This is a genomic window from Pseudomonas sp. MG-9, assembly GCF_018729515.1.
GTDB lineage: Bacteria > Pseudomonadota > Gammaproteobacteria > Pseudomonadales > Pseudomonadaceae > Aquipseudomonas > Aquipseudomonas serboccidentalis.
Map to the genome: position 1 here is coordinate 51,694 of NZ_JAHHZH010000013.1, position 23,831 is coordinate 75,524.

A 23,831-nucleotide genomic window follows, 5' to 3' on the forward strand; every position below is an offset into this window, starting at 1 on the left:
CGCGAAACGCACATGAATTCCTGAGCCCGGCTGATGGCCGGGTTTTTACTTTGCGAAGGAGTGCCTGTATGTATACGGTCAAAGAGGATAATGGCAACTGGGTTGTTGATGAGCAGGGCGAAGCTTGCTGGTATTTCTTCGTCGCTGATCGAGTTTCCGGTGAAAAGCTGGCTGGATTTTTCAACGAACCAAGCAACAAAAAATCTCTCGAGGCCCTCCGACACGAAGTTGGAGCTGAAAAAGCCACCCTCAAGCTATGGCTCCACGGGTTAAGAGATAAAGGTGTTGCTGTTACGACCTTTGCTTACAAAGGCACCGGCATTCTCGAAAAAAATAATGTTCTTGAGTAGCTCGCACGAAAACCCGGCCAACGCGCCGGTTTTTTTGTACCCGCCGCTCGTCCAATGATCGGCACTCGCAATGCAGTGATGTCCTCTCACGTTTGAGCACGGATCCCCGCGCATCAATGGAGAGGCATCATGGAAATTGACGAGAATGCACCTGGCAATAGATCGCAACAGGCTGTAACGCGAACGACGGACAACGAAACCGGTCACGATCCTTCGAGAGATACGCCTGAAGTACCCTTGCCGCCGGACGACGAGGCTCCTGTTGAAGAAGATATGTCCGACGTGGATGCGGCCAACTCAGTTGCGCGTGAGCATCCCGACTCTGGGAGCAAAAGCGGTGCGACCGATCCAAGCGGTGAGCTGGGTGATGGCATTAAAGAGCCCCGCAACATGCCCGCCAGCGATCCCGAATCAGGAGCTTGAAAATCACTAACTTCCAAATGCCCGCCAAGTGCGGGCTTTTTAATGCCTCGAATTTACCTGTAGCCAGGGCAGCCCTCGGGAAGGCCTGGACGTCGATAGCCGGATAGTGCGACGTACGGAATCAACACCGGCAGCCCGCGCACCCTGACCTCAAACTTGCTTTCGGGGTGGCGCGAGACTGGATTAGCGAGATCGATGCAAAGGGGCGTCGACGTTGAGAAGGCCTTTGGCAGACAGCTCGGAAAGACGAGCGCACTTATTCAGGGCCTCTGGGCTGTCAGACTTTTGATGGTCGCCCAGTCCCGGCTGCAAATGCACGCTCCCCTATAACCTGGAGACGAAGTCCGAAGTGATCTAGCGCGTCTTCCAGGCTCTCCAGTTTTGAAGTGTGCTCGAAGTCAACGAGGCGCGCCGCCGCTGTAGGTGAGATGCCAAGCATTGCAGCCAGGTCAGCTTTCGATTTCCCGTTGTGGATCAGCTGATTCCACAGGATTATTTTTGCGACGGTGACGCCGGAAAGACGAACGTAATGTTCGCCGTTGTTTGATGCGTGTGGGATCTCGCGCTTTTGGTCCACGTAGATCGAAAGCGCCAGGGTGATCCCGTCCACGGCATTCTTCAGCAGTTCTTCCAGTGTGTCGCCAACGCTATGAGCCTCTGGAATGTCGGGGCAGCTTGACCAGAAATGGTCGTGCTCTTCATGGGCGATGATTTTGTAGCTGTACATAGTTTTCCTCCTCTTGGGGATGACGTGTAACGAGTAAGAGTGGTCGGGGCCTCAATTGAGGCCCAGTTGCTTGATGATTTCCTTCCTAAGCCCTTCACCAATCTCTTTTGATCCGTGGCTTGGGAAGATCGTCTGGCGGTCCTTGTAGCGAATCTTGAAGTGGCTTCCTTTTGCTGACTTCGAAAACTCGACCCCTTGGGCCTCCAACCATCTCCTGAACTCGCTGTATTTCATCAACCCTCCTGTGTGTGTTGATGGAATCAGTATATACACATAAGTGTTAATAGTAAACAGAAGTGTTTATTTTAATCATGCATACGGAGTCGAGCGCATGGAGTTATTGCAGCGCCTGCTCGACAAGTTCGACAGGTTGGAGTTGCTGATCGCGGGACTGGTCGGCGCTGTCGTCGCGAGCTGGTGGCACAAGGATGATCTAACCGATTGGCGTGCATGGCTGATCTTCATCACGACGGGCTTGGCCTGCGCCGTGTACCTTACCGGCATGGTGAGCGCCTACCTCGGCGTGACAGAGCCGAACATCGTCGTCGGTGTGGGCTTCCTGCTGGGCACCTTCGGCGGATCGCTGCTCGCGGCCATCAACCGAGCCATCAAAGCCGCTGACCTCTGGGCGCTCATTCGCCAGCGGTTCGGGGGAGGCAATCCACCATGAACATCGAACTGACGAACGCCATCGCCTGCGGCTTGATTGCCTTGTGGGCGACCTGGTGTGTTCTGAGCGGTCGGGTGCGTGACGGTGTTATCGGCAAGCTGATCTATTCGGCGATCGCCATCAGCGGATTTGTGGTGATGAGCCGGGAGCAAAACATTTTCATGATGGGGCCGACCACTGCCGGTATCACGCTGCACGTCTCTCTGGCCCTTGCCGGTATGCGTCACATCTTCATGGTCATCTGGTGGCAGCGGGTGAAAGGCTGGCTGTGTCGGACGCTGAATTGTGAACACTGCATGCGGTGTGGCAAGGCGCCGGGTGGAGTCGAACGTCGATCCAAGTAAGTCGCGACACGTTTTGCGAATCAACAAATTGTGTCGCGACACTGGAGTGAGCATGACCGCAGACATCCACGACATCGCTGATCAGCGCCCGCACCTGACGGTCACGGCCGATGACGGCGTCCATGTGCTGCCTTCTGACCTGGTGCGATCTGTGATAACCGGTGACAAGCCGTCCGCCGTCCTGACCGAGCCAGTAGTGCGGCGGATCATTGAAGAGTGGTTCCAGAGGGTAACGGCATGACCGCAAAGCTCGTTGAGTTCAAGCGTGAAGGTTGGCGCGATGCCGCCAAGACCCTGCGCAAGATCGCAGATGACCTCGATGCCGGTGTGCATCCGGAATGCACTGTAGGCGCGCTGACCCTCATGGGGCCGAAAGGCGAAGTGACGGTGTTCGGGCTTGGTCCCAAGTGCGACGACTTGCAGTGCTTGGGTGCGATGCGCCTGGGTGAGCAGAAGCTGATTGATGTGCTGCTGGATAGCGGGGAAGGGTAGGCGTGCCGCAGGTGAATGCGGCACGGCCTTACTTAATATTCCCCATCACGCATTTTTTCCGCAATCCCTTCGAGGTAACCAATCAGCAGAGCGACCTGCTCAGGAGTAGTCGCGATTGGATAGTCACCAAGGACAGCCCTCAGAATTTCATGATGGTCGAAAAAGAAAAGGCCACCATCTACGTATGATGAGTATTCGCTGGGTGACATTTTGTACATTGATGGTATGTCAACAGCATTGCTTTCGGTGTCAATCGTGACATTGAGCTTCATGGCGTGACCTTTATTTTTGCATTGCGCTCTTCGCATTCAGCTACAGCATCAATTTCATCGTCGTGTTCGCCGTAGCGTTGATCGGTTTTTGTGTGCTCTACCACGAACCAGTACTGGTTTATTGGAGTGGGGCGCACCAGCTCTCCTGGCCTGATCCCCTGAACTACCACTTTGGGTACTTTCCTTACGACGTATTCGGGCTCCATGAGCATCTCCGTTGCATTGAGTTGATCCTCACCAATACCGGCAACGCGCCACTATTTCAAGCTCAAGGTGATCCATGGACAGGCCATACCCTCCAGCGTCACTGCTCGAACTATCGGACCTGTCCAGCTTCGGTGTTCGCCTGATCCCTGCTCCTGAGGTGTGGGAGTGGCTCCAAGCAGAGATCCTTGCCGACACCGGAAGCATCCACAACGAAGAACACGCCCATCTGATCGATGCGGACATTCGTGTGATGTGGGCGTCTGCTGCGTTTACGAAGAAGGGGCGCACGGTGGTGGGCCAAGCTGAGCAGGTCGCGTTCCGTGCAGGTGGCTGGCAGAAGGCTCGGATGGAACAGCAGATGCTGGATTGGTTCGGCGACGTGCCGGCCTACATCATCACGCTGGCTGCCGACTACTGCGCCCAGTGTTCTGACGCTGACTTCTGCGCACTGGTCGAGCATGAGCTGTACCACATCGCTCAGGCGACCGATAAGTACGGTCAGCCAGCTTTCACCCAAGACGGTTTGCCCAAGCTTGAGATGCGCGGGCACGACGTTGAAGAGTTCGTCGGTGTTGTTCGCCGCTACGGTACGAGTCTGGCGGTTCAAGAGCTGGTGGATGCTGCAAACAAGCCTGCTGAGGTAGGAAAAATGAACATATCGAGGGCCTGCGGAACCTGTCTGCTCAAGTCGGCCTGATCCTTGACAGGACCTTGACGGAATAAACCCATATGGCAGCCCTGAAAGATGAGGTGAAGCGCTTCATTGTGCAGGCGTTGGCCTGCTTTGATACGCCGACTCAGGTAGTGCAGGCGGTCAAGGAAACATTCGGAGTCGAGGTGTCTCGCCAGCAGTGCGAGCAGTACGACCCAACGAAGCATGCTGGCCGTGACCTGGGCGTGAAGTGGAAAGCGGTGTTTGAAGATACCCGCAAACGCTTCCGCGAGGAGACAGCCGAGATCCCGATCGCCAACCGAGCGTTCCGGCTCCGCGCCATGAACCGGTTTGTCGAGCGGGCCGAGACGATGAAGAACATCGGCCTCGCCATGCAGATCCTCGAGCAGGCCGCGAAGGAAGTCGGCGATGTCTACGTCAATCGCCATCGGAAGGATGAACCAGACGACGAGCCGGCAATTCCGACGCGCATTCAGGTCGACGTAGTGGACGCGAGGAAGCCGAATGCCGAGCCTTAACGTTCCGCAATCGCAGTTCCTCCTGTTGCCCCACAAGTTTCGCGCATTCGTTGCTGGCTTCGGCTCCGGGAAGACCTGGGTCGGGTGCTCGGCGCTCAGCAAGCATTTCATGGAGTGGCCGGGCGTCAACGCTGGTTACTTCGCTCCGACATACCCGCAGATTCGAGACATCTTCTATCCCACGATGGAGGAGGTGGCCTACGACTGGGGGCTGAAGACCAAGATCAACCAGGCGAACCATGAGGTTCACATTTACAGCGGCCGGCAGTATCGCGGCACTGTGATTTGCCGGTCGATGGAGAAGCCGCAGACCATCGTCGGCTTCAAGATCGGTCACGCTCTGGTCGATGAGCTGGACGTGCTGACGTCGATCAAGGCTCAGCAAGCCTGGCGCAAGATCATTGCCCGGATGCGTTACAACCTGCCCGGGCTTAAAAACGGCGTGGACGTGACTACGACGCCGGAAGGTTTCAAGTTCGTCTTTCTCCAGTTCGTGAAGCAGTTGCGCGACAAGCCAGCGCTGAAAGAGATGTATGGCCTGATCCAGGCCAGCACCTTCGACAACGAGCTGAACCTGCCTGACGACTACATCGCATCGCTGATGGAATCGTACCCCGAGCAGCTGATCCGCGCGTACTTGAACGGTCAGTTCGTCAACCTGACGTCCGGATCGATCTACCACGCCTATGACCGCAAGCTGAACCAGTGCTTCGACACTGTGCAGCCAGGCGAGCCGCTGTTCATCGGCATGGACTTCAACGTCGGCAAGATGGCGGCGATCACCCACGTCAAACGTGATCAGGGCCTGCCGCGCGCCGTGGACGAGTTGATGGATGGCTATGACACGCCGGACATGATCCGCCGCATCAAAGAGCGGTACTGGGAACACACCGGCAACGACTTCAAAAAGACCTGCGAGATCCGGATCTACCCGGACGCCTCCGGAGATTCACGCAAGTCGGTCAATGCCAGTCTCACCGATATCGCCATGCTCAAGCAGGCTGGGTTCACGGTGATTGCACCGGCGGCCAACCCGCCGGTGAAGGATCGAATCAACGCCATGAACGCCATGTTCTGCAACGCGCAGGGCGAGCGGCGGTACCTGGTGAACCCGTTTACATGCCCGACATACGCCGATGGCCTGGAACAGCAGATCTGGGCGCCCAACGGTGAGCCGGACAAGAGCCAAGGTAACGACCACGCCAACGACGGCGGCGGTTACTTCATTCACCGCGAGTACCCGATCATCAAACCGGTCACCGCTATCAAAATGGGATACGCCCGATGAGCAACGACGTCTCCTTCAAGCGGGCGGACTACATCGAAGTGCTAGATCGCTGGGCAACCGTGCGCGACGTTTGCGCCGGTCAGCACAGGGTTGTTGACCGACTGCCGTACATCAACGCTCATGACAAGTCGCCGGAGAACGTAGATCGAAACAAGGCCTATCGCGAACGGGCGGTGTTCAAGAACGCCACCGGTCACACGCGCAATGGCTTGCTCGGTTTGGCGTTTCACAAAGACCCGACGTTGACCGTCGCGAAGAAGATGGAATACCTGCAGGACAACGCCAACGGCTCAGGGGTGAGCATTTACCAGCACTCGCAAGGCACGCTGGAAAAGGTGCTTGAGGCTGGACGGCATGGTCTGTACGTCGACTATCACCAAGACGCCGGCGCCGGCGGGCACTCGGTGATCCTGTCTTACTGCGCCGAAGACATAATCAACTGGCGCACGGGCATGGTGAACGGTCACAGCGTGCTGACCCTAGTAGTGCTGCGCGAGTCACCGGAGATCGAAGACGGTTTCGGTTTCAAGGTGGTCGAGCAGTACCGGGAACTGGCTCTCGAGGAAGGCGGCTTTGTCTGTCGCGTTTGGCGCCGGTCCGGGCCTAAAGGCGGCGGGCCGCTGGCTGTCGTGGAGGAGTTCAAGCCCACCGGCGCCGCCGGCCGCCTGAAGGAGATCCCGTTCACCTTCGTCGGTGCGCAGAACAACGATCCGAGCATTGATGAGTCGCCGCTCTACGACATCGCCATGATCAACCTGGGCCACTACCGGAACAGCGCTGACTATGAAGACAGCGTCTTCTGGTGCGGCCAGGCACAGCCATGGATTTCCGGCTTGGACGAACAATGGCGCGACTGGATGGAGAAGAACGGCGTTTACGTCGGCTCTCGCGCCCCGATGATGCTGCCAACCGGTGGCGCCTTCGGTTATGCCCAGCCATTGCCGAACACGTTGGTGAAGGAGGCCATGGCTGACAAAAACCAGATGATGATCGAACTGGGTGCCCGGATGGTCGTGGCTTCTCTCTCGTCCAAGACGGCGACCGAAGCCCGCGGTGATCAGTCGGCATCGACGTCAGTGCTCGCCGGCTGCGTGGCCAACGTCAGCGAGGCATACACCCGGGCGATCATGTGGTGTTGCACCTACATGGGCGTTGACGACGCGAAGGTCGCCTACCAGATCAACCAGGAGTTCGTGGAACTGACGGCTGACCCGCAAATGATCACCGCATTGGTCGGCCTCTGGCAGAACGGTGGATTCGCCAAGGCGGATCTTCGGGCGTACCTGCGCAAGTTGGGCCTGATCGCGCCTGAGCGCACAGACCAGCAAATCGATGGCGAGCTGGCAGAGCAGGGCGACGGCTTGGGCTTGGACGATGAGGACAACACAAATGGCGGCAAACCAAGCAATCCTTGACGCCACGATCCGGCACGCGGTCTTCCTCGAAAAGCTGAAGGCTGGGGAGGTAGGCAAGTTCGCCCCCTTTCTCAAGGAGATCGACCGCTCGATACGCGATCGGCTCACGCAGTCAGATCTGACCGAGTACAACGTAAAGCGGTTGGAAGCGCTTTTGAAGGAGGTCGACAGTCTGCTGCTGGGCATCTTCGACCGCTACAGCGCGCAACTGAACCTCGACCTGATCGACATCGCCAACTACGAGGCTGAGTTTGAAGCGTCGAGCCTGGCCCGGTCGGCGCCGGTTGGTGTTTCGCTGGATGTGGTCGCGCCAACGGCAGCGGCTATCCGCACGGCGGTGCTGACCAACCCCCTCAGTGTGCGCGGCACCGGTGGCGGCAAGCTGCTGAAGTCGTTTATCAAGGGCTGGACCAGTGCTGAACGCGAGCGCGTCACCGGCACGATCCGGCAGGGCTTCTTTGAAGGACAAACGAACTTCCAGATCATCCGCAACATCCGCGGTACGAAGTCGGCCGGCTACAAGGACGGCATTCTCGCCGCCACCAACCGCAATGCCAGCACGGTAGTGCACACCGCGATTCAGCATGTGTCGTCACAGGCGCGCATGGAGGTGGCCAAGGCCAACACGGACATCGTGTCCGAGGTTGAGATGGTCGCCACGCTGGACAGCAAGACCAGCCAGCAATGCCGGTCGATGGATAAACGCCGGTTCCCCGTTGATTCAGGGCCTCGGCCACCGTTTCACCCGAACTGCCGAACCACCTTCATTCTGCTGACCAAGCTCAGTGAGATGTTCGCCAAGGACGCTACCCGGGCTTCCGTGGGCGCAGATGGAGCAGGGCAGGTCAGCGCGAGCCTCGACTATTACCACTGGCTTCAGCAACAACCAGCGTCGTTTCAGGACGTGGCAATCGGACCGGTGCGGGCGAAGCTTTTTCGCGAGGGCGGACTGAGTGTCGATCGCTTTGCCGAGCTGCAGCTTGATCGCAATTTCGCGCCTCTGACGCTTGCGCAAATGAAAGGGCTGGAGCCTTTGGCATTCGAGCGCGCCGGCATTTGACGCAACAAACTCAATCAGCCGCCTTCGGGCGGTTTTTTATTGCCTGCAAAGCAGGCAACACATACCCAAGGGGTGCATCAACGTGGCAGAAGAAAACGAAATCGACCTGGACAATCCGGCAATCAAGGCCGCTATCGCGACTGCTGTTGAGTCCTCTGTTTCTGGGTTGAAAACCAAAAACTCCGAACTGCTGGGCAAGCTGAAGGAAACCACAGGCAAGCTCACTCAGTTCGAAACGCAATTCGAGGGCATCGACATCGACGCCGTCAAAGGCCTGCTCAGCCGGGCCGGCCAGGACGAAGAAACCAAGCTGCTGACCGAGGGCAAGGTGGACGAGGTGTTCAATCGTCGCACCGAGCGTTTGCGTGGCGACTACGACAAGCAGTTGAAGACTGTTACCGCGCGGGCCGAGAAGGCCGAGGCATTCGCCGCCAAGTTCCAGGGCAAAGTCCTGGGTGATTCGGTTCGCGGTGCGGCGCTGAAAGCCGGCGCACTGCCGGAAGCAACCGACGACATCATCCTGCGCGCCAAAGGCGTGTTCTCGCTGAACGAAGAGGGTGAAGCGGTCGCCGTAGATGAATCTGGTCAGGTCATCCTCGGCAAAGACGGCAAGACCCCTCTGACTCCGCTCGAATGGGCGGAATCTCTGCGCGAAAGCGCACCTCATCTGTGGCCAAGGGCCTCAGGGACACAAGCCCCGGGCGGGGGTGGCGGCCAGGCTGCATTCAAGCGCTCCGAAATGACTGCCGAGCAAAAGCGCGACTACCAGCGCAAGCACGGCCAAACCGCATACCTGCAATTGCCCAAGTAAGGGGATTCACCCATGGCAACGACTGTTAACAGCGACCTGATCATCTACAACGATGAGGCGCAAACCGCATACCTGGAGCGTGTCCAGGACAACCTCGATGTGTTCAACGCATCGTCCAACGGCGCGATCGTGCTCGACAACGAGCTGATCGAAGGCGACTTCCGCAAGCGCTCGTTCTACAAGATCGGCGGCTCGCTGGAGCATCGCGACGTCAACTCCACCGGCAAAGTGACCGCGAAGAAGATCGGCGCTGGCGAAGCCGTTGGCGTCAAGGCACCATGGAAGTACGGTCCGTACCAGACCACCGAAGAGGCATTCAAGCGCCGCGGTCGTCCGGTCGACGAGTTCTCCCAGATCATCGGCGCCGACGTTGCTGACGCCACTCTGGAAGGTTTCATCCAGTACGCCACTGCTGCTTTGCGCGCCTCGATCAGCTCCAACGCTGACATGGTGGTTTCGGCCAACATCGAGACCGACGGCAAGAAGACCCTGACCCGCGGTATGCGCAAGTTCGGCGACAAGTTCGGCCGCATCGCGCTGTGGGTCATGCACTCCAGCGCTTACTTCGACATCGTGGACGAGGCGATCGCGAACAAGGTTTACGAGGAGGCGGGCGTCGTCATCTACGGCGGCCTGCCAGGCACTCTCGGCAAGCCGGTGCTGGTCACCGACACCGCGCCCGCAGATGTGATCTTCGGCCTGCTGCCAAACGCCGTGGTGATCACCGAATCTCAGGCACCCGGCTTCCGTTCTTACGCGGTGAACGACGAAGAGAACCTGGGCATCGGCTACCGCGCTGAAGGCACCGTCAACATCGATGTTCTCGGGTACAGCTGGAAGGAAACTGCCGGCGGCGCGAATCCTACGCTTGCCGCTGTGGGTTCGGCTGCGAACTGGGTCAAGCATTCCAACAGCAACAAGGTAACTGCCGGCGTGCTGATCACTCTGACCACTACGCCACCAGCCGGCGGCTGATACTGGCCTGACAGCGGCCAGCAATGGCCGCTACGGAGACTTTTATGGAACTGGTTTACTCCACTCAGAACTCGGACTTCGATCCGGAAAAGCGGTATCGCAATCCGGCGCACTTTGATCGGCCTGAAGCGGGTGTGACACACGCAGTTGTGATTGGCGATTGGCCGAAGGTGGTCGACGCTTATGAGGCACTTGGCGTTGAGGTCTCGGTGACGAAGCCTTTGATCAGCGACCCGGTTGATTTAGGTGGCGCTGCGGTCATTGCCAGTCTTGAGCAGGACAACGCCACGCTGCGCGCAGAGCGCGACGGCATCCTGCGATTGATCGACGCCGCTGAAGGTCTGTCGGGGCTGGAGCACCCGGGCGCCGGCGAGCTGCCGATTCGCCTGTTCGGTGCGCTGAAAGCCATTCATGAGGGCTTCGAAACCCTTACGGGTGAACGCGACAACTTGGCGGGCGAGGCTGAATCCCTCCGCGCTGAAGTCGCCCGTCTCAAGGCTTCAGCGGAACCGGTCGACAATGCCGAGAAGATCGCGATCCTCAAAGCCCAGCTCGACGCGGCCAATGTGCCGTATCGAGCGAATGCTTCGGTAGAATCGCTGGAAAAGGCAGTTGCTGACCTGCAGCAGGCGTAATAATCCGGATGCCCGGTAACGCGGCATCCGATCAAGAACACCACAGCGAGCTGATTCATGACTCTCATCATCGAGGACGGTACCGGCAAGCCTGACGCCGAAAGCTATGCATCCGCCGAGGATCTGGCCATGTACGCCGTGAAGTTCGGTGTGACCATCCCGGCAGGTGTGCCAGCACAGGAAGCGCTGCTGCGCCGGGCCGCGCTGGCAATGGACGGCATGACGTGGAAGGGTCGGAAGTTTAACAGCGAGCAGGCCCTGTCCTGGCCGCGCCGCGGTGTCGAGCTTGATTACGAGATCAAGCCTGACAACTACCTGCCTGCGCGGATCCAGTACGGGCAGATGGCCTTGGCCGCCGAGATCCACACCGACGATATCGATCCGGTCGATCAACGTCAGGGGGCGGTAATTCGCGAGCGAGTCGAAGGCGCGGTTGATGTTGAATACGCCCCGATCAGCAACAAAAGCGGCAGGCTATTGCCGGCAGCACCAGATCGCCCAAGCCGAACTCAGTTCGCCGACTACCTGGCCAAACGAGGCCTATTTGCTGTAAGGGCCTGACCATGAATGCGTTCTACGACCGCACGGCTGCTACCGCTCTGCGGTTGATTACGCAGTTCGGCCAGCCCGTGACCATCATCAAGACCGAACCGGGCGAGTACGACCCTGAGACCGGTGGCGACAGGCCGGGCGCCACCATTGAACAGACCGCCGAAGGCATCCTGCTCGACTTTACCGGTCAGGAGTTCCAGAACAACAGCCTCATCAAGCAGGGCGATAAGAAATTGAAAATCGCCGCGCAGGGGCTGGAGTGGGTTCCGGATCTGCTGAACAAGGTGATCATTCAGGGGCGCATCTGGTCCATCGTGCCGCCGTTGAAAGAGGTGAATCCCGCTGGGACGGCGATCCTTTATGAGCTGCAGGTGCGGTCATGAGCCGGGCGGGCGCTGGTCAATCCGGTAGCTTCGCCCTGAGCCTGGCCGAGTTCGCGGCCCAGACCAGCGAAGCCATCGACGCGAGCGTGCGCGAGATCATCATTGAGGTTGGCAGCAGCCTGATACGAATGTCTCCCGTGGGTAATCCGGAGATCTGGGCGCAAAACGCGGTAGCAACCCAGTACAACAAGGCCGTCGACGACCACAACACCGCGCTACGCAGCGATCCGGCCAATCTGACCAAAAGCGGCAGGCTCAAGAAGGGCCGCAAGCTCAACGACGGCATGGACATCAAGGTGCCCGAAGGCTACGTCGGCGGCCGGTTCCGCGCGAACTGGCACATTTCCCTCGGCGTGGTCGAAAGCGTCACCTTCGACGAGGTTGACCCGAGCGGCGCCGAAACCACTGCCGCGCTGGTCGCCGCAATGAGCGACTTCACCGCCGGCCAGATGGCCTACATCATCAACAACTTGCCCTATGCGATCCCGCTGGAATTCGGTCATTCGACCCAGGCCCCGAGCGGCATGGTCCGGGTAACCGTGGCTCGCTTCCAGCAGATCGTGCAGGAGGCCACCAGGAACAATCAGGTATGAGTCACGCACGCGCCCGTCAGGCCATTGAAACGAAGCTGGCCGCATGGTCGGCTGCGCGTCCAATACGAGTGGCCTACTCAAATCAGCCATTCACGCCAAATCCTTCTGAAACCTATCTCCGGGCTTTCCAGCTACCAGCTAGCACCACCTGCCGTTACCTCGGCGGGGACGCCTACGAGTATACCGGCGTCTATCAGATCAGCATCGTCTGTCCATCTGCACAGGCCATGGCCACCGCAGAGACGATCGTTGAAGAGCTGACACGGCTCTTTCGCGTAGACACACCACTGGCCCGTAACGGGTTCGATGGCCTCATCACTGAGCCATTAGACCAGGGGCCAACTATCACAGAGTCGGCGACCTATACGGTTCCGGCCAGCTTCACCTATGTGGGTGTCGCAGACCAACCGCCCGCTGGGGCATAACCTACCGCCGTCAGGCGGGCATTCAAGAGGAAACACACCATGGCCGCACGCTTTCCGCTGCCGAACGGCGCTGTGCTGGAGATCGCCAGCATTATGGGATCCGCCGTCGCTTTCACCGCCCTGACCAATGCGAAACCGCCGGTCGCGGCTTCTGTAGGGCACAGCATCGAAAACGGCGATGTTTTGCTGATCAACTCCGGTTGGGCGCTGATCAATGACCGCGCAGTAAAGGCGTCCGGCGTTACCGCCGATGCATTTGCGTTGGCCGGTCTCAATACCACCAACACCGACAAATTCACGGTAGGTGCGGGTTCTGGCTCCGTGATCCCGGTGTCTGGATGGACGCAAATCTCGAAAGTTACATCCTTCACATCATCCGGTGGCGAGCAGCAATACCAAACTGTCGGCTACCTGGAAGATGACGATGACAAGCAGTTTCCAACCAACCGTAACCCGACCACGATCACTATCGTGGTGGAGGATCAGCCGACCGCTCAATACGTCGAGACTGTCGAAGGCTTCGATGACACCAAAGAACTTGCCGTCGTGCGCATGAAATTGCGTAACGGTGATCAGATCCTCTATCCGGGTTATGTGAGCATCACTCCTGATCCGACGATGGAGCGAAACAACGTCATGACGCGAACCATCAGCATCGGGCTTTCGGCTCGCTCGCTCCGTTACTTGGCCGGCGCATAAGGATTTCCCATGGCAAAGATCAGGATCGCTCAGAACCCTACGTTCAAAGCTCTCGTGCACATACCGATCGTAGGGGCTGAGCCCGAAGCAATCGAGTTCACCTTCAAGTATCGCGACCGCCCGGCACTCGCCGCTCTGTTCGACGAGTGGAACCTGAGGGCGAAGGAGATGCGCGAGGGATTCGGGGAAGGTACCACATTGTCAGAAGTCGTTGCCGCCGAAACCGAGTATCAGGTGCAGCAGATCAAGGATCTGGTCGCGGGCTGGGGCTTCGATGACAAGTTCGACGACAAGAGCATCCTTGCCCTTGTGAAGTCGTGCCAGGGTACTGCCGAAGCGGTAGTGAATGCCTATCAGCGCGCATTCAATCAGGCCCGTTTGGGAAACTGAGGGCAGCAGCCGCAGCGTTGTACGAAAGTGGGCCATCTGCTGAGCAGTTGGCAATTCTCGGGCTGACGGCTGCCGATATGTCGGGTGACGATGTAGAGGTCTGGCCATGCAACTGGCCGGCCTTCCTCTTGTTCAACCGAATGTCCACGCAGTGGCGGGTCGGCACCGGTGGCGCCATCGGCCTCGATTACAACTGCATTCGCGACGTCGCCGAATTCCTCGGCATCAAGAAAAAGAAACTCGCTGAAATCTTTCCTGACCTGCAGGTGCTGGAAGGCGAAGCCCTGCGCGTTATGGCGGAGGAGAGGGAAAACAGCCCGTAATCACGGGCACTTATTCAAGGTGAGTCGATGAACATTGCAGAACTCGGCGTCAAGATCGACTCGGCCGATGCGATCGAGGCCAAAACGAGCCTGGATGAGATGGCGAAAGCCGGCGGCCGGGCCGAGCAGTCCGCCGTTTCGCTGATGAACGAAATGCAGGTGCTGGAGAAATCGCTATCTACCAGCGCCAAGACCACGCAGGACCTTGCCAAACAACGCGATGCGTTGGCGAAGCTGACCAAAACCGGCGCCTATGGAGAGGCTGAGGCCGCGAAGATATCGGCGCAGCTCGACAAGCAGCAGGTAGCTCTCGCCAAGTCGGCCATGGATGAACAGAAGGCACTCAATAGCCTGTTGGGCGCCATTGACCCGGCCCGCGCCGCACTGGCGAAGCTGGACACCCAGGTCGAGCAATTGGGCAAGCATCTGGATGCCGGACGGATCAGCCAGGACGAGTACAACACCGCCCTGAGCAAGATCGACAAGGACTACGACAAGCTCAACAAAACCACCACCGGCTTCGACAAGCTGCGCCTCGGCACACGCCAGGCACAGGAAAACGTCGTTCAGTTGGGGAATGCGCTGTCCTCGGGAGACTGGGGAAGTGGCGTACGGGCGGTTGCGCAATTGGGCGCTGGTGCAGGGGCAGGCGCGGCAGGATTGCTCGCTATTCTTGGCCCGCTTGCGCTGGCCACCGCCGCCGTCGGTGGTCTAGCATACGCTTTCTACAAGGGCAGCGAGGAGCAGGACAGCTACAACAAATCGCTGATCCTGACCGGCAACTACGCCGGTGTGAGCGCCGGGCAATTGGGCGACATGGCCCGTCAGGTCAGCGCAACCGTTGGCACCACTGGCCAAGCCGCAGCCGTGTTGGCTCTGCTGGCCGACAACGGCAAAATCGCCGGCGAGAGCTTCACTGGTATCACCCAAGCCGCTGTGTCGATGCAGGAAGCAACTGGCAAGGCCGTAAGCGAGACGGTGGCGGAGTTCGCCAAGCTTGCCGACGACCCGGTCAAGGCGTCAGCCGCGCTGAATGAGCAATACCACTACCTGACCGCCTCGGTTTACTCGCAGATCGCCGCGCTGGAGAAGCAGGGCGACCATGCTGGCGCAGTGAAGCTGGCTACCGAGTCTTTTGCCGACGCGATCAACGAGCGCACGCCGCGAATCCTGGAGAACCTGAGTTTTTGGGAGAAAGGCTACAACGCCGTTGCGCGCGCTGCTGACGGGCTGAAAAACATCGGGCGCAGCGATATCGGTGCCGATATCGAGCAGGCTCGTCGGGATCTATCCCGGGCTCAGTCCGGTGATGTAGGACTGTTCCAGAACAAGCAGGAGATGATTGACCTCTACCAGAATCGTCTCAACATGCTTGAGGACCAGAAAGCTGCTGAAGCGGATATCGCCAAATGGCAAGGAGAGCAGGCAAAAGCCCAGGGCGAAGCTGTTACCGGCATGGGCAAGATCGACGCGCTCACCAAGTCGGCATGGACGAATGAACAGAAGCGTACCGAGGCGATCAAGGAGTACAAGCGGCAGCTCGAAGATATTCGCAAGGTCGCCCCCAACGACCCGCGCCTGAATCAGGCCGCGATCGACAAGAATCTGGCGAACATCAACGACCAGTTCAAGGATGCGAAAACGGCAGGTACTCAGGTCGATTTGACCGGCTTCAACAGTGCCAAGAACAGCCTGGCCGCCATCAGCGAGGAGTACAAAAACGCCCAGAAGGAACTGGACGCCGCGCAGAAAGCTGGACTCGTTTCTCAAGCCGACTACGCCCTGAAGCGCGAAGCGCTGATCGGCAACGAGCGCGATGAAGTGACCGCAGCCTACGAGGCTGAGATTGCAGCGCTGGAAGTCGCCAAGGCGAAGAAAACCACTTCTGCTGCGCAAAGCATTCAGCTCGACCAGAAGGTCGCCGATGCGCGAGCTGGGATGGTCAAGGCACAGAAGGAGGCAGACAGCCAGCTCGAGGTTCTGGCCACGAACGAGACCGGTCGCCTTGCTCGACAAGAGCGGTCGATCACGACCTACGTTCAGGCACTGGCTCAGCAGCAGCGAGCGCTGGAGCTGGCAGGACAACGCGCCGTTCTTGGCGTCGGGCAGGGCGATCGCCAAAACGCGCTCAACAATGAGCTGAACAGCCAGCAGGATCGGTTCGTACAGCAATCGCTGGAGCTGGCAAATCAGAAGTCCGACCCGTCGAGGAATATGTCGGAGGAGGAGTTCACCCGCAAATCGCAGGCTCTCGCCGATGCGAACAAGGCGGCCACGGACCAGATCCGCCAGAACTATGCGGATGTGGAGGCAGCGCAGGGTGATTGGACTAAAGGCGCGACATCTGCCTGGGCCAATTACCTGGACTCGGCGAGCAACATTGCCAGCCAGACGAAAACCCTATTCGGCAACGCCTTCAGCTCGATGGAAGACGCGGTCGTCAACTTCGCCATGACCGGGAAGCTGTCGTTTGCTGACTTCACCAAGTCGATTCTGGCCGACATGGCGCGGATCGCGACCCGTCAGGCCAGCTCTGCGTTGCTTAGCAGCCTCGTCGGCGCTGCCACCAGTTACTTCACTGGCGGTGGTGGCGGTAACGGACTGGCGGCTGGATCTGCAGGTGCGACGTCATCGAATCTTGGTGCGTCCTCGGCTGGTTACTCCAGCAGCTACTTCCCGCAGGCACTCGGCGGTGCATGGTCGTCTGGCGTGCAGATGTTCGCTAACGGCGGCGCTTTCACCAACAACATCGTCAGCACGCCAACCGCCTTCGGGATGGCAGGCGGCCGGGCGGGCGTCATGGGTGAGGCGGGGCCGGAGGCAATCATGCCGCTGACCCGGACTTCCAGCGGCAAGCTGGGGGTTCTCGCGGCCGGCGGTGGCTCCGGGACTGCAATCAGCATCAGCGCACCGGTCACGGTGGTGACGCAGGATCGAGGCTCCGAAGGGATGCAGATCGACCAGCAGGCGCTGTCGAGAAACCTGCAATCGCAAATGCAGGCCGTGGCCGAGAAAGCCGTCGCTGACTCTTGGCGCGCGGGCGGTACCAGCTTCCGAAATGCAAATGGGAGGGCCTGATGGCCATCGAGAAATTCACCTGGCCGACCGAGCGGGGGGAAACGCCCGATATCAATTATCGGGTGCGTACCTCGAAATTCGGCAACGGCTACGCGCAGAACGTCGGTGACGGCCCGAATAACAAAGAGGACTCGTATCCGGTCACCTGCGTCGGCCATAAGGCCAAGGTGCAGCAGATCATGGCGTTCCTCGACCGGCACGCCGGGGCTAAGGCGTTTCTCTGGACGACGCCTCTCGGCGAACTCGGACTGTTCACCTGCAAAAATCCCGCTCCCACACCAATGGGTGGCGGGGTCTTCAAACTCACCACCACTTTCGAGCGGGCATTCCAACCATAAGGGGCAATCATGCCGCTGATCAGTGACATCCAGGTGCTTGAGCCTGGCAGCGAAGTTCTGCTCTTTGAATTGGACGGCACGGACTACGGCGCGGACGTTCTGCGCTTCCACGGGCACGCGATTCCGCATACGGCGGCCGAGCTGATCGCCGCCGGCGACAATGCCGACCAGCTGCCGGCGAAGGCCATCTACTGGCAGGGCAACGAGTACAGCGCCTGGCCGATGCAGATTGACGGCATCGAGGCGAATGGAGACGGCACGGCGGTGCGGCCGACGTTGTCGGTCGGCAACGTCAATGGGCGCATCACTGCGCTCTGTCTGGCGTTCGAGGATCTGCTCGAGTTCAAGCTGACGATGCGTCATACGCTGGGCACCTACCTGGACGCCGCAAACTTTCCGGCCGGCAATCCAACGGCAGACCCAACCCAAGAAACGATCGAGGTCTGGTACATCGACCAGAAGACGAACGAGGACGGGGAGAATGTCAGTTGGGAGCTGGCCAGCCCGGGCGACGTAGGTAACGAATCGATTGGGCGGCAGGCCACGACGCTGTGCCACTGGTGCCTCACCGGTGGCTACCGCGGGCCAAACTGCGGCTACACCGGCGGCTACGTCACGAAAGACGGCGTGCCTACTGACAACCCGGAGCTGGACGAGTGTGACGCCACCTTGGGCAAGGGCTGCATCCCGCGCTTCGGCGAGGGCAACCCGCTGCCGTTCGGTGGCTTCCCGGCCGTTTCGCTGATTGCAAGGAACTGACCATGCGCAAGCACATCCTGAGCGCGATCCAGGTGCACGCGGCGGCCGAGTACCCGAAAGAGTGCTGCGGCCTGCTGCTGGCCGTGGGCCGCAAACAGCAGTACTACCCGTGCCGCAACGTTTCCACCGAGCCGAACGAGGAATTCCGCATCGACCCGGAGGAGTACGCCGCGGCTGAGGACGTCGGCGAGGTGATCGGCGTGGTTCATTCGCACCCGGACGCTACCAGCCGGCCGTCACCGCGTGACCTGGCTATGTGCGAGGCCACCGCGTTGCCGTGGCACATCCTGAGCTGGCCCGAAGGTGATTTGCGCACCGTGATACCGTCCGGCGAGGTGCCGCTGTTGAAGCGACCCTTCGTGCACGGTGCATGGGACTGCTGGCAGGTCTGCGCCGATTGGTACAAGCGCGAGTGGGGGCTGGAGTTCGAAGCCTTCAAGCGTGCCGATGGCTGGTGGGAGAGCAAGGACAACGCCAGCCTGTACGAGGCGAATTACGAAGCCGCCGGCTTCTACCGGGTCGACCAGCCGCAGCGCGGCGACATGATCGTGATGGAAGTAGGGCGGACGGTTTACCCGAATCATGCCGGGATATTTCTCGGCTCAGATCCGGCGTTGCTCGGGGAGGATGCGGTGACCTTCGGCCCAGGACCGTTCCTGCTTCACCACCTATACGGGCGACCGTCAGAAGTAATCGTTTTCGGTGGGCCGTGGCTCGAAAGAACTCGCCTGATCCTGCGCCACAGAGCGTCTCTGCATAATTAGCTTGAGCAGATTTATGCGAGCTCGGGAGCGCGTTGAACTTGGTGGGCTATGTCGGCGCCGTGATCTATCTCGGCACGACGCAGATCATATGTCGCCTGTAGATTGGCCCAGAACTGAGCGCTGGTATCCAAGCAGGCCGCTAGCCTCAAAGCTACGTCTGCGGTGATTCCTCGCCGTCCGTGCACTATTTCGAGAACGGTAGGCGGAGAGACGTGGAGCATTCGGGCCAAAGCTGTCGGCGTAATGTCCAGCGGGTGGAGGTACTCTTCCACCAGTATTTCGCCCGGGTGGACGGGGCGCATGCCGTTATTAAACACAAGTCACCTCAGTGGTAGTCTACAATTTCAACGTTTTCAGGTCCGTGAGCATCCCAAGTGAAGCAAATGCGGTACTGATCATTAATTCGGATGCTATGTTGACCTTGCCGGTTCCCTTGTAGTGCTTCCAGCCGATTCCCTGGCGGCGATCCTAAATCGTGCAATGTGGTCGCCGCGTTGAGCATCGTCAGCTTTCTCTGAGCGACAGATGATATCGCTTGCCAGCGCCTGCAGGCTCCGGTCGTATATAGCGATTCAGTGTCGGCACAGCGAAAGCTGATAATCATCATTAATGCTTAACGTTGTTCGTTAACGGTGATTGTAGGTCTGCCGAAAATCATAATTTATTTTTTCGACGAACGGCTTTCGTTTTGGTTTTTCGTTACGCGACTGTACATTTTTATTTTTTCAGGATGAGAAGCGATTATGCGTGTTCTTTTAGGGGCGTTAGCGGTGGCGCTGTTGGCTGGGTGTGCATCTTCTGCCATTCCGGTTAGCCAGGCTGATCCGGTGCCGCGTGATGAACTGTACGCCTTTCAAAATAAGCCGGCCGGCGAAAGCGGCAAGGTCACGGTCGTCCGAGACTCGGGAATGGTGGGATCTGGTTGTGACATAGTCGTGTATTTCGATGGCCGAAAGGCCGCGAAAATCGGCACCGGGCAGCGCGCCTCCTTTTACCTGCCCCCGGGCAATCCAAGTATTGGAGCGGGTCTTGCTGGCTCAGGGCTGTGTGGCGGGGCGGCCATTCGTACGATCTCTGCCAATGTGCAAAGTGGAAAAGAAAGCCTCTACCGAATCAGTGGAGATATGAGCGGCTTCTTTCTGGGTCCGTATGTCGATTATCAGTAATTGAATTTCAAACAACCGCCTTCGGGCGGTTTTTTTATGCTCGGAGAAAGGCATGCATTCAACCGTCGCTCACTATCAGCCGATGACCACGATCAAGCTATCCGGGTCACTTGCGGCAAAATTTGGCAGGGTCCATCGTCGCGTTTTGGATTCAGGCCAGGCTTGGGAGGCATTCAGAGCGTTAAAGGCGACGCTTGATGGGTTCAAGGAGGAAATCCAGCGCCTTGACCGGCTAGGCATGCGCTTCGCCGTGTTTCGCAATAGAAGGAACGTTGGCGAGGCGGAATTTGGATTGGGGGGTACAACCGATATTCGGATCGTGCCGGTAATCCACGGGAGCAAGAAAGCCGGGTTGATCCAAACCATTGTTGGCGCGGTTCTAATCGTTGCCGGTACGTTTCTATCGACAACTCCCTTTGGTGCACCGCTGATCGGCGCCGGTATCGGCCTGGTCGCCGGCGGCGTGATCCAAATGCTAAGCCCCCAAGCCTCAGGCCTGAAGCAGAGCGCATCCCCCGAAAACTCACCGTCCTACGCCTTCGGCAGCGCCAAGAACACCACGGCCAGCGGAAACCCGGTACCGATCTGCATCGGCGAACGCCGGTGGGGCGGGATGATCATCTCGGCGTCGATCTTCGCTGAAGACAAAGTGTAAGCAGGACTGCAACACACCAACCGCCCGTGAGGCGGTTTTTTTATGCCTGGAGGAAAGCATGGGCGCAGCGCAACAGATCGAGATCTACGGCGAGAAAGGCGGCAGCAGCAAGCCGAAGTCGCCGGTCGAAGCCAGCGACAGCCTGCGCTCGACCAACCTTGCAAAACTGCTGATCGCCGTGGGCGAGGGGGAGTTCGACGGCATTCCGACCGACTACGACATCTACCTGGACAACACGCCGATCCGCGATGCCAGCGGCAACTACAACTTCCCGAATGTGAAGTGGGACTGGCGCCCAGGCTCGGTGGATCAGACCTACATCCCGGGCATTCCGTCCGTTGAGAACGAGACCTCCCTGAACATCGAGCTGCGCAGCGATTCGCCGTGGGTGCGCTCGATCAGCAATACCCAGTTGTCGGCGGTGCGCATGCGCCTGGCGTGGCCGGCGCTGCAACGGTCCGATGACGAAGGCAATGTCGGCGGCTACCGTATCGAGTACGCCATCGACGTGGCCACAGACGGCGGTGCCTATCAGCAGGTGCTGGTGGACGCGGTCGACGGCAAGACCACTACGCGCTACGAGCGCTCGCGCCGGATTGACCTGCCGACTGCCACCACTGGCTGGCAGATCCGCGTACGCCGCCTGACGCCGAACCAGAACAGCAACAAGGTCGCCGACACCATGCTGGTCGCCGGCTACACCGAGGTGATCGACGCCAAGTTGCGCTACCCGAACACCGCGCTGCTCTACATCGAGTTCGATGCCGAGCAGTTCACCAACATCCCGGCCGTTACCGTGAAGTGCAAGGCCCGGCGCTGGATGGTGCCGAGCAACTACGACCCGATCACGCGCACTTACACCGGCACTTGGGACGGCTCGATGAAATCGGCCTGGACCAATAACCCGGCGTGGATCACCTACGGCATCTGCACCGAAGACCGCTTCGGCCTGGGCAAGCGCATCAAGCCGTTCATGGTCGATAAGTGGGAGCTGTACCGGATCGCCCAGTACTGCGACCAGTTGGTGCCGAACGGCCTCGGCGGACAGGAGCCGCGCTTTCTGTGTGACATGAACCTTCAGGGCAAGGCTGACGCATGGTCGCTGCTGCGCGATATCTCGGCGATTTACCGGGGCATGACGTACTGGGCGCAGGGCCAACTGGTGATGCAGGCCGACATGCCGCGCGCGCAGGACTTCGACTACGTTTTCACCCGGGCCAACGTCATTGACGGAAAATTCTCCTACGGCAGTGCCTCGGCGAAGACTCGGTACACCCGGGCATTGGTCAGCTATGACAACCCGGCGAACAACTACGACACTGACGTCATTCCGTTTGCTGACCTCGACCTACAGCGCCGCTACGGCGACCGTCCGACCGAGCTGAGCGCCATTGGCTGCACCCGCGCCTCCGAGGCCCAGCGCCGTGGCAAGTGGGCGATCTTGAGCAACAACCAAGACCGCACCGTGTCGTTCAAGACCGGCATGGAGGGCGTGATTCCGCTGCCGGGCCACATCATTCCGGTGGCTGACTCGCTGTTGGCTGGTCGTGAGGTCGGTGGCCGGATTTCGTCAGCTGCTGGCCGCGTGGTGACGCTCGATCGCGATACCCAAGCCAAGGCGGGTGATCGTTTGATCATCAACCTGCCCGGTGGCCGCGCTGAAGGGCGCACCGTGCAGAGCGTCAGCGGCCGCGCAGTGACCGTCACGGTCGCCTACAGCGAGCCGCCAGTCGCGCAACTGCAATGGGCGCTCGACGCCGACGACCTCGCAATCCCGCTGTACCGCGTGCTGCGCACCAAGCGCACGACCGAAGGCGACTTCGAGATCAGCGCTTTGCAGTTCGAACCGAGCAAGTTCGCGCACATTGACACCGGTGCGCGCCTGGAGGATCGGCCGATCAGCGTGATCCCGATCACCGTTGTTCCGGCGCCGGCGAGCGTGTCCCTCACGTCGACCTCGTCGGTGGTGCAGGGCCTGGCCGTGGCCACCATGACCATCAGTTGGCCCGCCGTGGATGGCGCGGTTGGCTATGACGTGGAATGGCGCAAGGATAGTGGCAACTGGATCAAGGTGCAGCGCACCGGCATGACCAACGTGGACGTCGTCGGTATCTACGCTGGCGCCTACGTGGCTCGCGTCCGGGCGGTAAGTGCGTTCGACATCTCGTCGCAATGGCGCAACTCGATCCTGACGAACCTCAGTGGTAAGCAGGGATTGCCGCCTGCGCTGGCGTTCTTGACCGCGACGCCACTGCTGTTCGGCATCTATCTGAAGTGGGGTTTCCCTGCTGGCGCTGACGACAGCCAGCGGACTGAAATCTGGTATGGCCCTACAACCAGCCTGGAGGCTGCAACCAAGCTGACCGATTTGGCCTATCCGCAGAGTGATTTCTCCATGCTGGGCCTGCGCGCCGGTGTGACCTTCTACTTCTGGGGTCGCATCGTCGACAAAATCGGCAATATCGGTCCGTGGTATCCGATCGGGCTTGGTGTGCAGGGTCAGTCGAGTGGCGACGCGGCGGCCATTCTGGAAATGATCGCCGGGCAGATCACCGAGACGGAACTCGGTCCGGATCTGCTTACGGAAATCGAGAAGATCCCAGGCCTGCAGGCGCAGATCGACGCTCTCGACGGCCTGAAAGGCTACAACCCAGATGCCACCTATGAGGAGTATGACCTGGTGGTGCAGGGCAAGCGGATCTATCAGGCCACTGGCCCGGTACCGCTCAACATGCCACCGCCGAACCCGCTCTACTGGTTGGACGTCGGGCAGACCGTGGAAACGGTCAATGGCTTGGCACAACAAGTCGCCACAAATACCGCCGATATCTCCGAACTCGACGGCG

At 59.4% G+C, this 23,831-nt stretch carries 33 protein-coding genes and 1 pseudogene; 28 read left to right on the top strand and 6 right to left on the bottom strand.

Translation table 11 applies throughout. The features are described 5' to 3' along the window. The first annotated feature begins 68 nt into the window (after positions 1–68). Complete coding sequence (locus tag KKQ10_RS27185; RefSeq protein ID WP_215502861.1) at positions 69–350, top strand: hypothetical protein; 282 nt, start codon at positions 69–71, stop codon at positions 348–350. Positions 351–479: 129 nt separating this feature from the next. Next, positions 480–674, top strand: a pseudogene (locus KKQ10_RS27190) (hypothetical protein); the annotation flags it as partial. Between the two features lie 376 nt (positions 675–1,050). On the opposite strand, the gene KKQ10_RS27195 reads toward KKQ10_RS27190, so the two are convergent. Together KKQ10_RS27195 and KKQ10_RS27200 are read right to left on the bottom strand one after the other, a co-directional pair. Next, the gene (locus KKQ10_RS27195; RefSeq protein WP_215502863.1) at positions 1,051–1,500 is read right to left on the bottom strand and encodes a type II toxin-antitoxin system HicB family antitoxin; all 450 of its coding nucleotides are present in this window, start codon (positions 1,498–1,500) and stop codon (positions 1,051–1,053) included. A 51-nt stretch (positions 1,501–1,551) separates the two neighbouring features. After that, positions 1,552–1,734 (bottom strand): type II toxin-antitoxin system HicA family toxin, encoded by a 183-nt coding sequence (locus KKQ10_RS27200; protein ID WP_215502864.1) that lies wholly within the window; start codon positions 1,732–1,734, stop codon positions 1,552–1,554. A gap of 97 nt (positions 1,735–1,831) precedes the next feature. Here KKQ10_RS27200 and KKQ10_RS27205 point away from each other — a divergent pair, with 97 nt between their 5' ends. From KKQ10_RS27205 to KKQ10_RS27220, 4 genes are read left to right on the top strand one after another with little or no spacing between them, the layout of a single operon-like run. Then, the gene (locus KKQ10_RS27205) at positions 1,832–2,170 is read left to right on the top strand and encodes an MFS transporter (RefSeq protein ID WP_215502865.1); all 339 of its coding nucleotides are present in this window, start codon (positions 1,832–1,834) and stop codon (positions 2,168–2,170) included. Beyond that, on the top strand, positions 2,167–2,514 hold the full coding sequence (locus tag KKQ10_RS27210) for a hypothetical protein (RefSeq protein WP_215502866.1): 348 nt from the start codon (positions 2,167–2,169) through the stop codon (positions 2,512–2,514). Before KKQ10_RS27205 ends, KKQ10_RS27210 begins: the two co-directional genes overlap by 4 nt. Positions 2,515–2,566: 52 nt before the next feature. Then, positions 2,567–2,755: a hypothetical protein gene (locus KKQ10_RS27215; protein ID WP_215502867.1), complete on the top strand. Its 189-nt coding sequence runs from the start codon at positions 2,567–2,569 to the stop codon at positions 2,753–2,755. Next, positions 2,752–3,006 carry a hypothetical protein gene (locus KKQ10_RS27220; protein WP_215502868.1) on the top strand — a complete coding sequence of 85 codons (255 nt, stop codon included), beginning with the start codon at positions 2,752–2,754 and terminating at the stop codon, positions 3,004–3,006. Before KKQ10_RS27215 ends, KKQ10_RS27220 begins: the two co-directional genes overlap by 4 nt. 32 nt (positions 3,007–3,038) lie before the next feature. Here the strand turns inward: KKQ10_RS27220 and KKQ10_RS27225 are convergent, their stop codons facing one another. Continuing rightward, positions 3,039–3,278 (bottom strand): hypothetical protein, encoded by a 240-nt coding sequence (locus KKQ10_RS27225; protein WP_215502869.1) that lies wholly within the window; start codon positions 3,276–3,278, stop codon positions 3,039–3,041. Next, entirely contained in the window at positions 3,275–3,484 is a 210-nt protein-coding gene (locus KKQ10_RS27230; RefSeq protein ID WP_215502870.1) for a hypothetical protein, read from the bottom strand. The genes KKQ10_RS27225 and KKQ10_RS27230 overlap by 4 nt, the downstream gene beginning before the upstream one ends. Before the next feature lie 74 nt (positions 3,485–3,558). Between KKQ10_RS27230 and KKQ10_RS27235 the strand changes: the two genes are divergently transcribed. The 19 genes from KKQ10_RS27235 (at position 3,559) to KKQ10_RS27325 (ending at position 19,164) form a co-directional block, all read left to right on the top strand. Then, complete coding sequence (locus tag KKQ10_RS27235) at positions 3,559–4,182, top strand: putative metallopeptidase (protein ID WP_215502871.1); 624 nt, start codon at positions 3,559–3,561, stop codon at positions 4,180–4,182. A gap of 32 nt (positions 4,183–4,214) precedes the next feature. Further along, a complete protein-coding gene (locus KKQ10_RS27240; protein WP_215502872.1) occupies positions 4,215–4,676 on the top strand; it encodes a DUF2280 domain-containing protein in 462 nt (153 codons plus the stop codon). Then, positions 4,663–5,964 carry a terminase large subunit domain-containing protein gene (locus tag KKQ10_RS27245; protein ID WP_215502873.1) on the top strand — a complete coding sequence of 434 codons (1,302 nt, stop codon included), beginning with the start codon at positions 4,663–4,665 and terminating at the stop codon, positions 5,962–5,964. The genes KKQ10_RS27240 and KKQ10_RS27245 overlap by 14 nt, the downstream gene beginning before the upstream one ends. Then, positions 5,961–7,379 (top strand): DUF4055 domain-containing protein, encoded by a 1,419-nt coding sequence (locus KKQ10_RS27250; protein ID WP_215502874.1) that lies wholly within the window; start codon positions 5,961–5,963, stop codon positions 7,377–7,379. The genes KKQ10_RS27245 and KKQ10_RS27250 overlap by 4 nt, the downstream gene beginning before the upstream one ends. Beyond that, positions 7,354–8,439 carry a minor capsid protein gene (locus KKQ10_RS27255; protein WP_215502875.1) on the top strand — a complete coding sequence of 362 codons (1,086 nt, stop codon included), beginning with the start codon at positions 7,354–7,356 and terminating at the stop codon, positions 8,437–8,439. Before KKQ10_RS27250 ends, KKQ10_RS27255 begins: the two co-directional genes overlap by 26 nt. 82 nt (positions 8,440–8,521) lie before the next feature. Beyond that, positions 8,522–9,250, top strand: coding sequence for a hypothetical protein (locus KKQ10_RS27260; RefSeq protein ID WP_215502876.1), 729 nt, complete (start codon positions 8,522–8,524; stop codon positions 9,248–9,250). A gap of 12 nt (positions 9,251–9,262) precedes the next feature. Further along, the gene (locus KKQ10_RS27265; RefSeq protein ID WP_008076958.1) at positions 9,263–10,225 is read left to right on the top strand and encodes a major capsid protein; all 963 of its coding nucleotides are present in this window, start codon (positions 9,263–9,265) and stop codon (positions 10,223–10,225) included. Between the two features lie 23 nt (positions 10,226–10,248). Next, positions 10,249–10,860, top strand: coding sequence for a hypothetical protein (locus KKQ10_RS27270; protein ID WP_502941677.1), 612 nt, complete (start codon positions 10,249–10,251; stop codon positions 10,858–10,860). Between the two features lie 57 nt (positions 10,861–10,917). Continuing rightward, complete coding sequence (locus KKQ10_RS27275) at positions 10,918–11,421, top strand: DnaT-like ssDNA-binding protein (RefSeq protein WP_215502877.1); 504 nt, start codon at positions 10,918–10,920, stop codon at positions 11,419–11,421. 2 nt (positions 11,422–11,423) lie between these two features. Next, positions 11,424–11,795 carry a hypothetical protein gene (locus tag KKQ10_RS27280; protein ID WP_215502878.1) on the top strand — a complete coding sequence of 124 codons (372 nt, stop codon included), beginning with the start codon at positions 11,424–11,426 and terminating at the stop codon, positions 11,793–11,795. Further along, complete coding sequence (locus KKQ10_RS27285) at positions 11,792–12,388, top strand: hypothetical protein (protein ID WP_215502879.1); 597 nt, start codon at positions 11,792–11,794, stop codon at positions 12,386–12,388. The genes KKQ10_RS27280 and KKQ10_RS27285 overlap by 4 nt, the downstream gene beginning before the upstream one ends. Beyond that, on the top strand, positions 12,385–12,813 hold the full coding sequence (locus KKQ10_RS27290) for a phage tail terminator-like protein (RefSeq protein ID WP_215502880.1): 429 nt from the start codon (positions 12,385–12,387) through the stop codon (positions 12,811–12,813). Before KKQ10_RS27285 ends, KKQ10_RS27290 begins: the two co-directional genes overlap by 4 nt. A 39-nt stretch (positions 12,814–12,852) precedes the next feature. Continuing rightward, positions 12,853–13,512 carry a phage tail protein gene (locus KKQ10_RS27295; RefSeq protein WP_186615576.1) on the top strand — a complete coding sequence of 220 codons (660 nt, stop codon included), beginning with the start codon at positions 12,853–12,855 and terminating at the stop codon, positions 13,510–13,512. A 9-nt stretch (positions 13,513–13,521) separates the two neighbouring features. Further along, a complete protein-coding gene (locus tag KKQ10_RS27300; RefSeq protein WP_215502881.1) occupies positions 13,522–13,902 on the top strand; it encodes a phage tail assembly chaperone in 381 nt (126 codons plus the stop codon). Positions 13,903–13,979: 77 nt separating this feature from the next. After that, a complete protein-coding gene (locus KKQ10_RS27305; RefSeq protein WP_252191786.1) occupies positions 13,980–14,225 on the top strand; it encodes a DUF1799 domain-containing protein in 246 nt (81 codons plus the stop codon). Positions 14,226–14,252: 27 nt separating this feature from the next. Continuing rightward, positions 14,253–17,303, top strand: a complete 3,051-nt coding sequence (locus KKQ10_RS27310; protein ID WP_215502883.1) for a phage tail tape measure protein — start codon at positions 14,253–14,255, stop codon at positions 17,301–17,303. Then, positions 17,303–17,641: a phage tail protein gene (locus tag KKQ10_RS27315; protein ID WP_215502884.1), complete on the top strand. Its 339-nt coding sequence runs from the start codon at positions 17,303–17,305 to the stop codon at positions 17,639–17,641. The genes KKQ10_RS27310 and KKQ10_RS27315 overlap by 1 nt, the downstream gene beginning before the upstream one ends. Before the next feature lie 9 nt (positions 17,642–17,650). Then, positions 17,651–18,400, top strand: coding sequence for a phage minor tail protein L (locus tag KKQ10_RS27320; protein ID WP_215502885.1), 750 nt, complete (start codon positions 17,651–17,653; stop codon positions 18,398–18,400). A 2-nt stretch (positions 18,401–18,402) separates the two neighbouring features. Further along, on the top strand, positions 18,403–19,164 hold the full coding sequence (locus tag KKQ10_RS27325) for a C40 family peptidase (protein ID WP_215502886.1): 762 nt from the start codon (positions 18,403–18,405) through the stop codon (positions 19,162–19,164). 11 nt (positions 19,165–19,175) lie between these two features. Here KKQ10_RS27325 and KKQ10_RS27330 read toward each other — a convergent pair whose 3' ends face one another. Further along, the gene (locus KKQ10_RS27330; protein ID WP_249342642.1) at positions 19,176–19,466 is read right to left on the bottom strand and encodes a HigA family addiction module antitoxin; all 291 of its coding nucleotides are present in this window, start codon (positions 19,464–19,466) and stop codon (positions 19,176–19,178) included. 23 nt (positions 19,467–19,489) lie between these two features. Further along, positions 19,490–19,768 carry a type II toxin-antitoxin system RelE/ParE family toxin gene (locus tag KKQ10_RS27335; RefSeq protein ID WP_150741492.1) on the bottom strand — a complete coding sequence of 93 codons (279 nt, stop codon included), beginning with the start codon at positions 19,766–19,768 and terminating at the stop codon, positions 19,490–19,492. A 139-nt stretch (positions 19,769–19,907) separates the two neighbouring features. Between KKQ10_RS27335 and KKQ10_RS27340 the strand changes: the two genes are divergently transcribed. From KKQ10_RS27340 to KKQ10_RS27350, 3 genes are all read left to right on the top strand, one after another. Beyond that, positions 19,908–20,330 carry a hypothetical protein gene (locus KKQ10_RS27340; protein WP_215502887.1) on the top strand — a complete coding sequence of 141 codons (423 nt, stop codon included), beginning with the start codon at positions 19,908–19,910 and terminating at the stop codon, positions 20,328–20,330. 52 nt (positions 20,331–20,382) lie between these two features. Continuing rightward, positions 20,383–20,985, top strand: coding sequence for a tail assembly protein (locus KKQ10_RS27345; protein ID WP_215502888.1), 603 nt, complete (start codon positions 20,383–20,385; stop codon positions 20,983–20,985). Between the two features lie 58 nt (positions 20,986–21,043). After that, positions 21,044–23,831, top strand: a 2,788-nt coding sequence (locus KKQ10_RS27350) for a TipJ family phage tail tip protein (RefSeq protein ID WP_215502889.1), incomplete at its 3' end; no start/stop codon positions are given.

Excerpts from the sequence above, each read along its gene's own strand:
- KKQ10_RS27185 (WP_215502861.1), top strand. The coding sequence starts at position 69 with ATGTATACGGTCAAAGAGGATAATGGCAACTGGGTTGTTGATGAGCAG.
- KKQ10_RS27195 (WP_215502863.1), bottom strand. The coding sequence starts at position 1,500 with ATGTACAGCTACAAAATCATCGCCCATGAAGAGCACGACCATTTCTGG.
- KKQ10_RS27200 (WP_215502864.1), bottom strand. The coding sequence starts at position 1,734 with ATGAAATACAGCGAGTTCAGGAGATGGTTGGAGGCCCAAGGGGTCGAG.
- KKQ10_RS27205 (WP_215502865.1), top strand. The coding sequence starts at position 1,832 with ATGGAGTTATTGCAGCGCCTGCTCGACAAGTTCGACAGGTTGGAGTTG.
- KKQ10_RS27210 (WP_215502866.1), top strand. The coding sequence starts at position 2,167 with ATGAACATCGAACTGACGAACGCCATCGCCTGCGGCTTGATTGCCTTG.
- KKQ10_RS27215 (WP_215502867.1), top strand. The coding sequence starts at position 2,567 with ATGACCGCAGACATCCACGACATCGCTGATCAGCGCCCGCACCTGACG.
- KKQ10_RS27220 (WP_215502868.1), top strand. The coding sequence starts at position 2,752 with ATGACCGCAAAGCTCGTTGAGTTCAAGCGTGAAGGTTGGCGCGATGCC.
- KKQ10_RS27225 (WP_215502869.1), bottom strand. The coding sequence starts at position 3,278 with ATGAAGCTCAATGTCACGATTGACACCGAAAGCAATGCTGTTGACATA.
- KKQ10_RS27230 (WP_215502870.1), bottom strand. The coding sequence starts at position 3,484 with ATGGAGCCCGAATACGTCGTAAGGAAAGTACCCAAAGTGGTAGTTCAG.
- KKQ10_RS27235 (WP_215502871.1), top strand. The coding sequence starts at position 3,559 with ATGGACAGGCCATACCCTCCAGCGTCACTGCTCGAACTATCGGACCTG.
- KKQ10_RS27240 (WP_215502872.1), top strand. The coding sequence starts at position 4,215 with ATGGCAGCCCTGAAAGATGAGGTGAAGCGCTTCATTGTGCAGGCGTTG.
- KKQ10_RS27245 (WP_215502873.1), top strand. The coding sequence starts at position 4,663 with ATGCCGAGCCTTAACGTTCCGCAATCGCAGTTCCTCCTGTTGCCCCAC.
- KKQ10_RS27250 (WP_215502874.1), top strand. The coding sequence starts at position 5,961 with ATGAGCAACGACGTCTCCTTCAAGCGGGCGGACTACATCGAAGTGCTA.
- KKQ10_RS27255 (WP_215502875.1), top strand. The coding sequence starts at position 7,354 with ATGGCGGCAAACCAAGCAATCCTTGACGCCACGATCCGGCACGCGGTC.
- KKQ10_RS27265 (WP_008076958.1), top strand. The coding sequence starts at position 9,263 with ATGGCAACGACTGTTAACAGCGACCTGATCATCTACAACGATGAGGCG.
- KKQ10_RS27270 (WP_502941677.1), top strand. The coding sequence starts at position 10,249 with ATGGCCGCTACGGAGACTTTTATGGAACTGGTTTACTCCACTCAGAAC.
- KKQ10_RS27275 (WP_215502877.1), top strand. The coding sequence starts at position 10,918 with ATGACTCTCATCATCGAGGACGGTACCGGCAAGCCTGACGCCGAAAGC.
- KKQ10_RS27280 (WP_215502878.1), top strand. The coding sequence starts at position 11,424 with ATGAATGCGTTCTACGACCGCACGGCTGCTACCGCTCTGCGGTTGATT.
- KKQ10_RS27285 (WP_215502879.1), top strand. The coding sequence starts at position 11,792 with ATGAGCCGGGCGGGCGCTGGTCAATCCGGTAGCTTCGCCCTGAGCCTG.
- KKQ10_RS27290 (WP_215502880.1), top strand. The coding sequence starts at position 12,385 with ATGAGTCACGCACGCGCCCGTCAGGCCATTGAAACGAAGCTGGCCGCA.
- KKQ10_RS27295 (WP_186615576.1), top strand. The coding sequence starts at position 12,853 with ATGGCCGCACGCTTTCCGCTGCCGAACGGCGCTGTGCTGGAGATCGCC.
- KKQ10_RS27300 (WP_215502881.1), top strand. The coding sequence starts at position 13,522 with ATGGCAAAGATCAGGATCGCTCAGAACCCTACGTTCAAAGCTCTCGTG.
- KKQ10_RS27305 (WP_252191786.1), top strand. The coding sequence starts at position 13,980 with ATGTCGGGTGACGATGTAGAGGTCTGGCCATGCAACTGGCCGGCCTTC.
- KKQ10_RS27310 (WP_215502883.1), top strand. The coding sequence starts at position 14,253 with ATGAACATTGCAGAACTCGGCGTCAAGATCGACTCGGCCGATGCGATC.
- KKQ10_RS27315 (WP_215502884.1), top strand. The coding sequence starts at position 17,303 with ATGGCCATCGAGAAATTCACCTGGCCGACCGAGCGGGGGGAAACGCCC.
- KKQ10_RS27320 (WP_215502885.1), top strand. The coding sequence starts at position 17,651 with ATGCCGCTGATCAGTGACATCCAGGTGCTTGAGCCTGGCAGCGAAGTT.
- KKQ10_RS27325 (WP_215502886.1), top strand. The coding sequence starts at position 18,403 with ATGCGCAAGCACATCCTGAGCGCGATCCAGGTGCACGCGGCGGCCGAG.
- KKQ10_RS27330 (WP_249342642.1), bottom strand. The coding sequence starts at position 19,466 with ATGCGCCCCGTCCACCCGGGCGAAATACTGGTGGAAGAGTACCTCCAC.
- KKQ10_RS27335 (WP_150741492.1), bottom strand. The coding sequence starts at position 19,768 with ATGATTATCAGCTTTCGCTGTGCCGACACTGAATCGCTATATACGACC.
- KKQ10_RS27340 (WP_215502887.1), top strand. The coding sequence starts at position 19,908 with ATGCGTGTTCTTTTAGGGGCGTTAGCGGTGGCGCTGTTGGCTGGGTGT.
- KKQ10_RS27345 (WP_215502888.1), top strand. The coding sequence starts at position 20,383 with ATGCATTCAACCGTCGCTCACTATCAGCCGATGACCACGATCAAGCTA.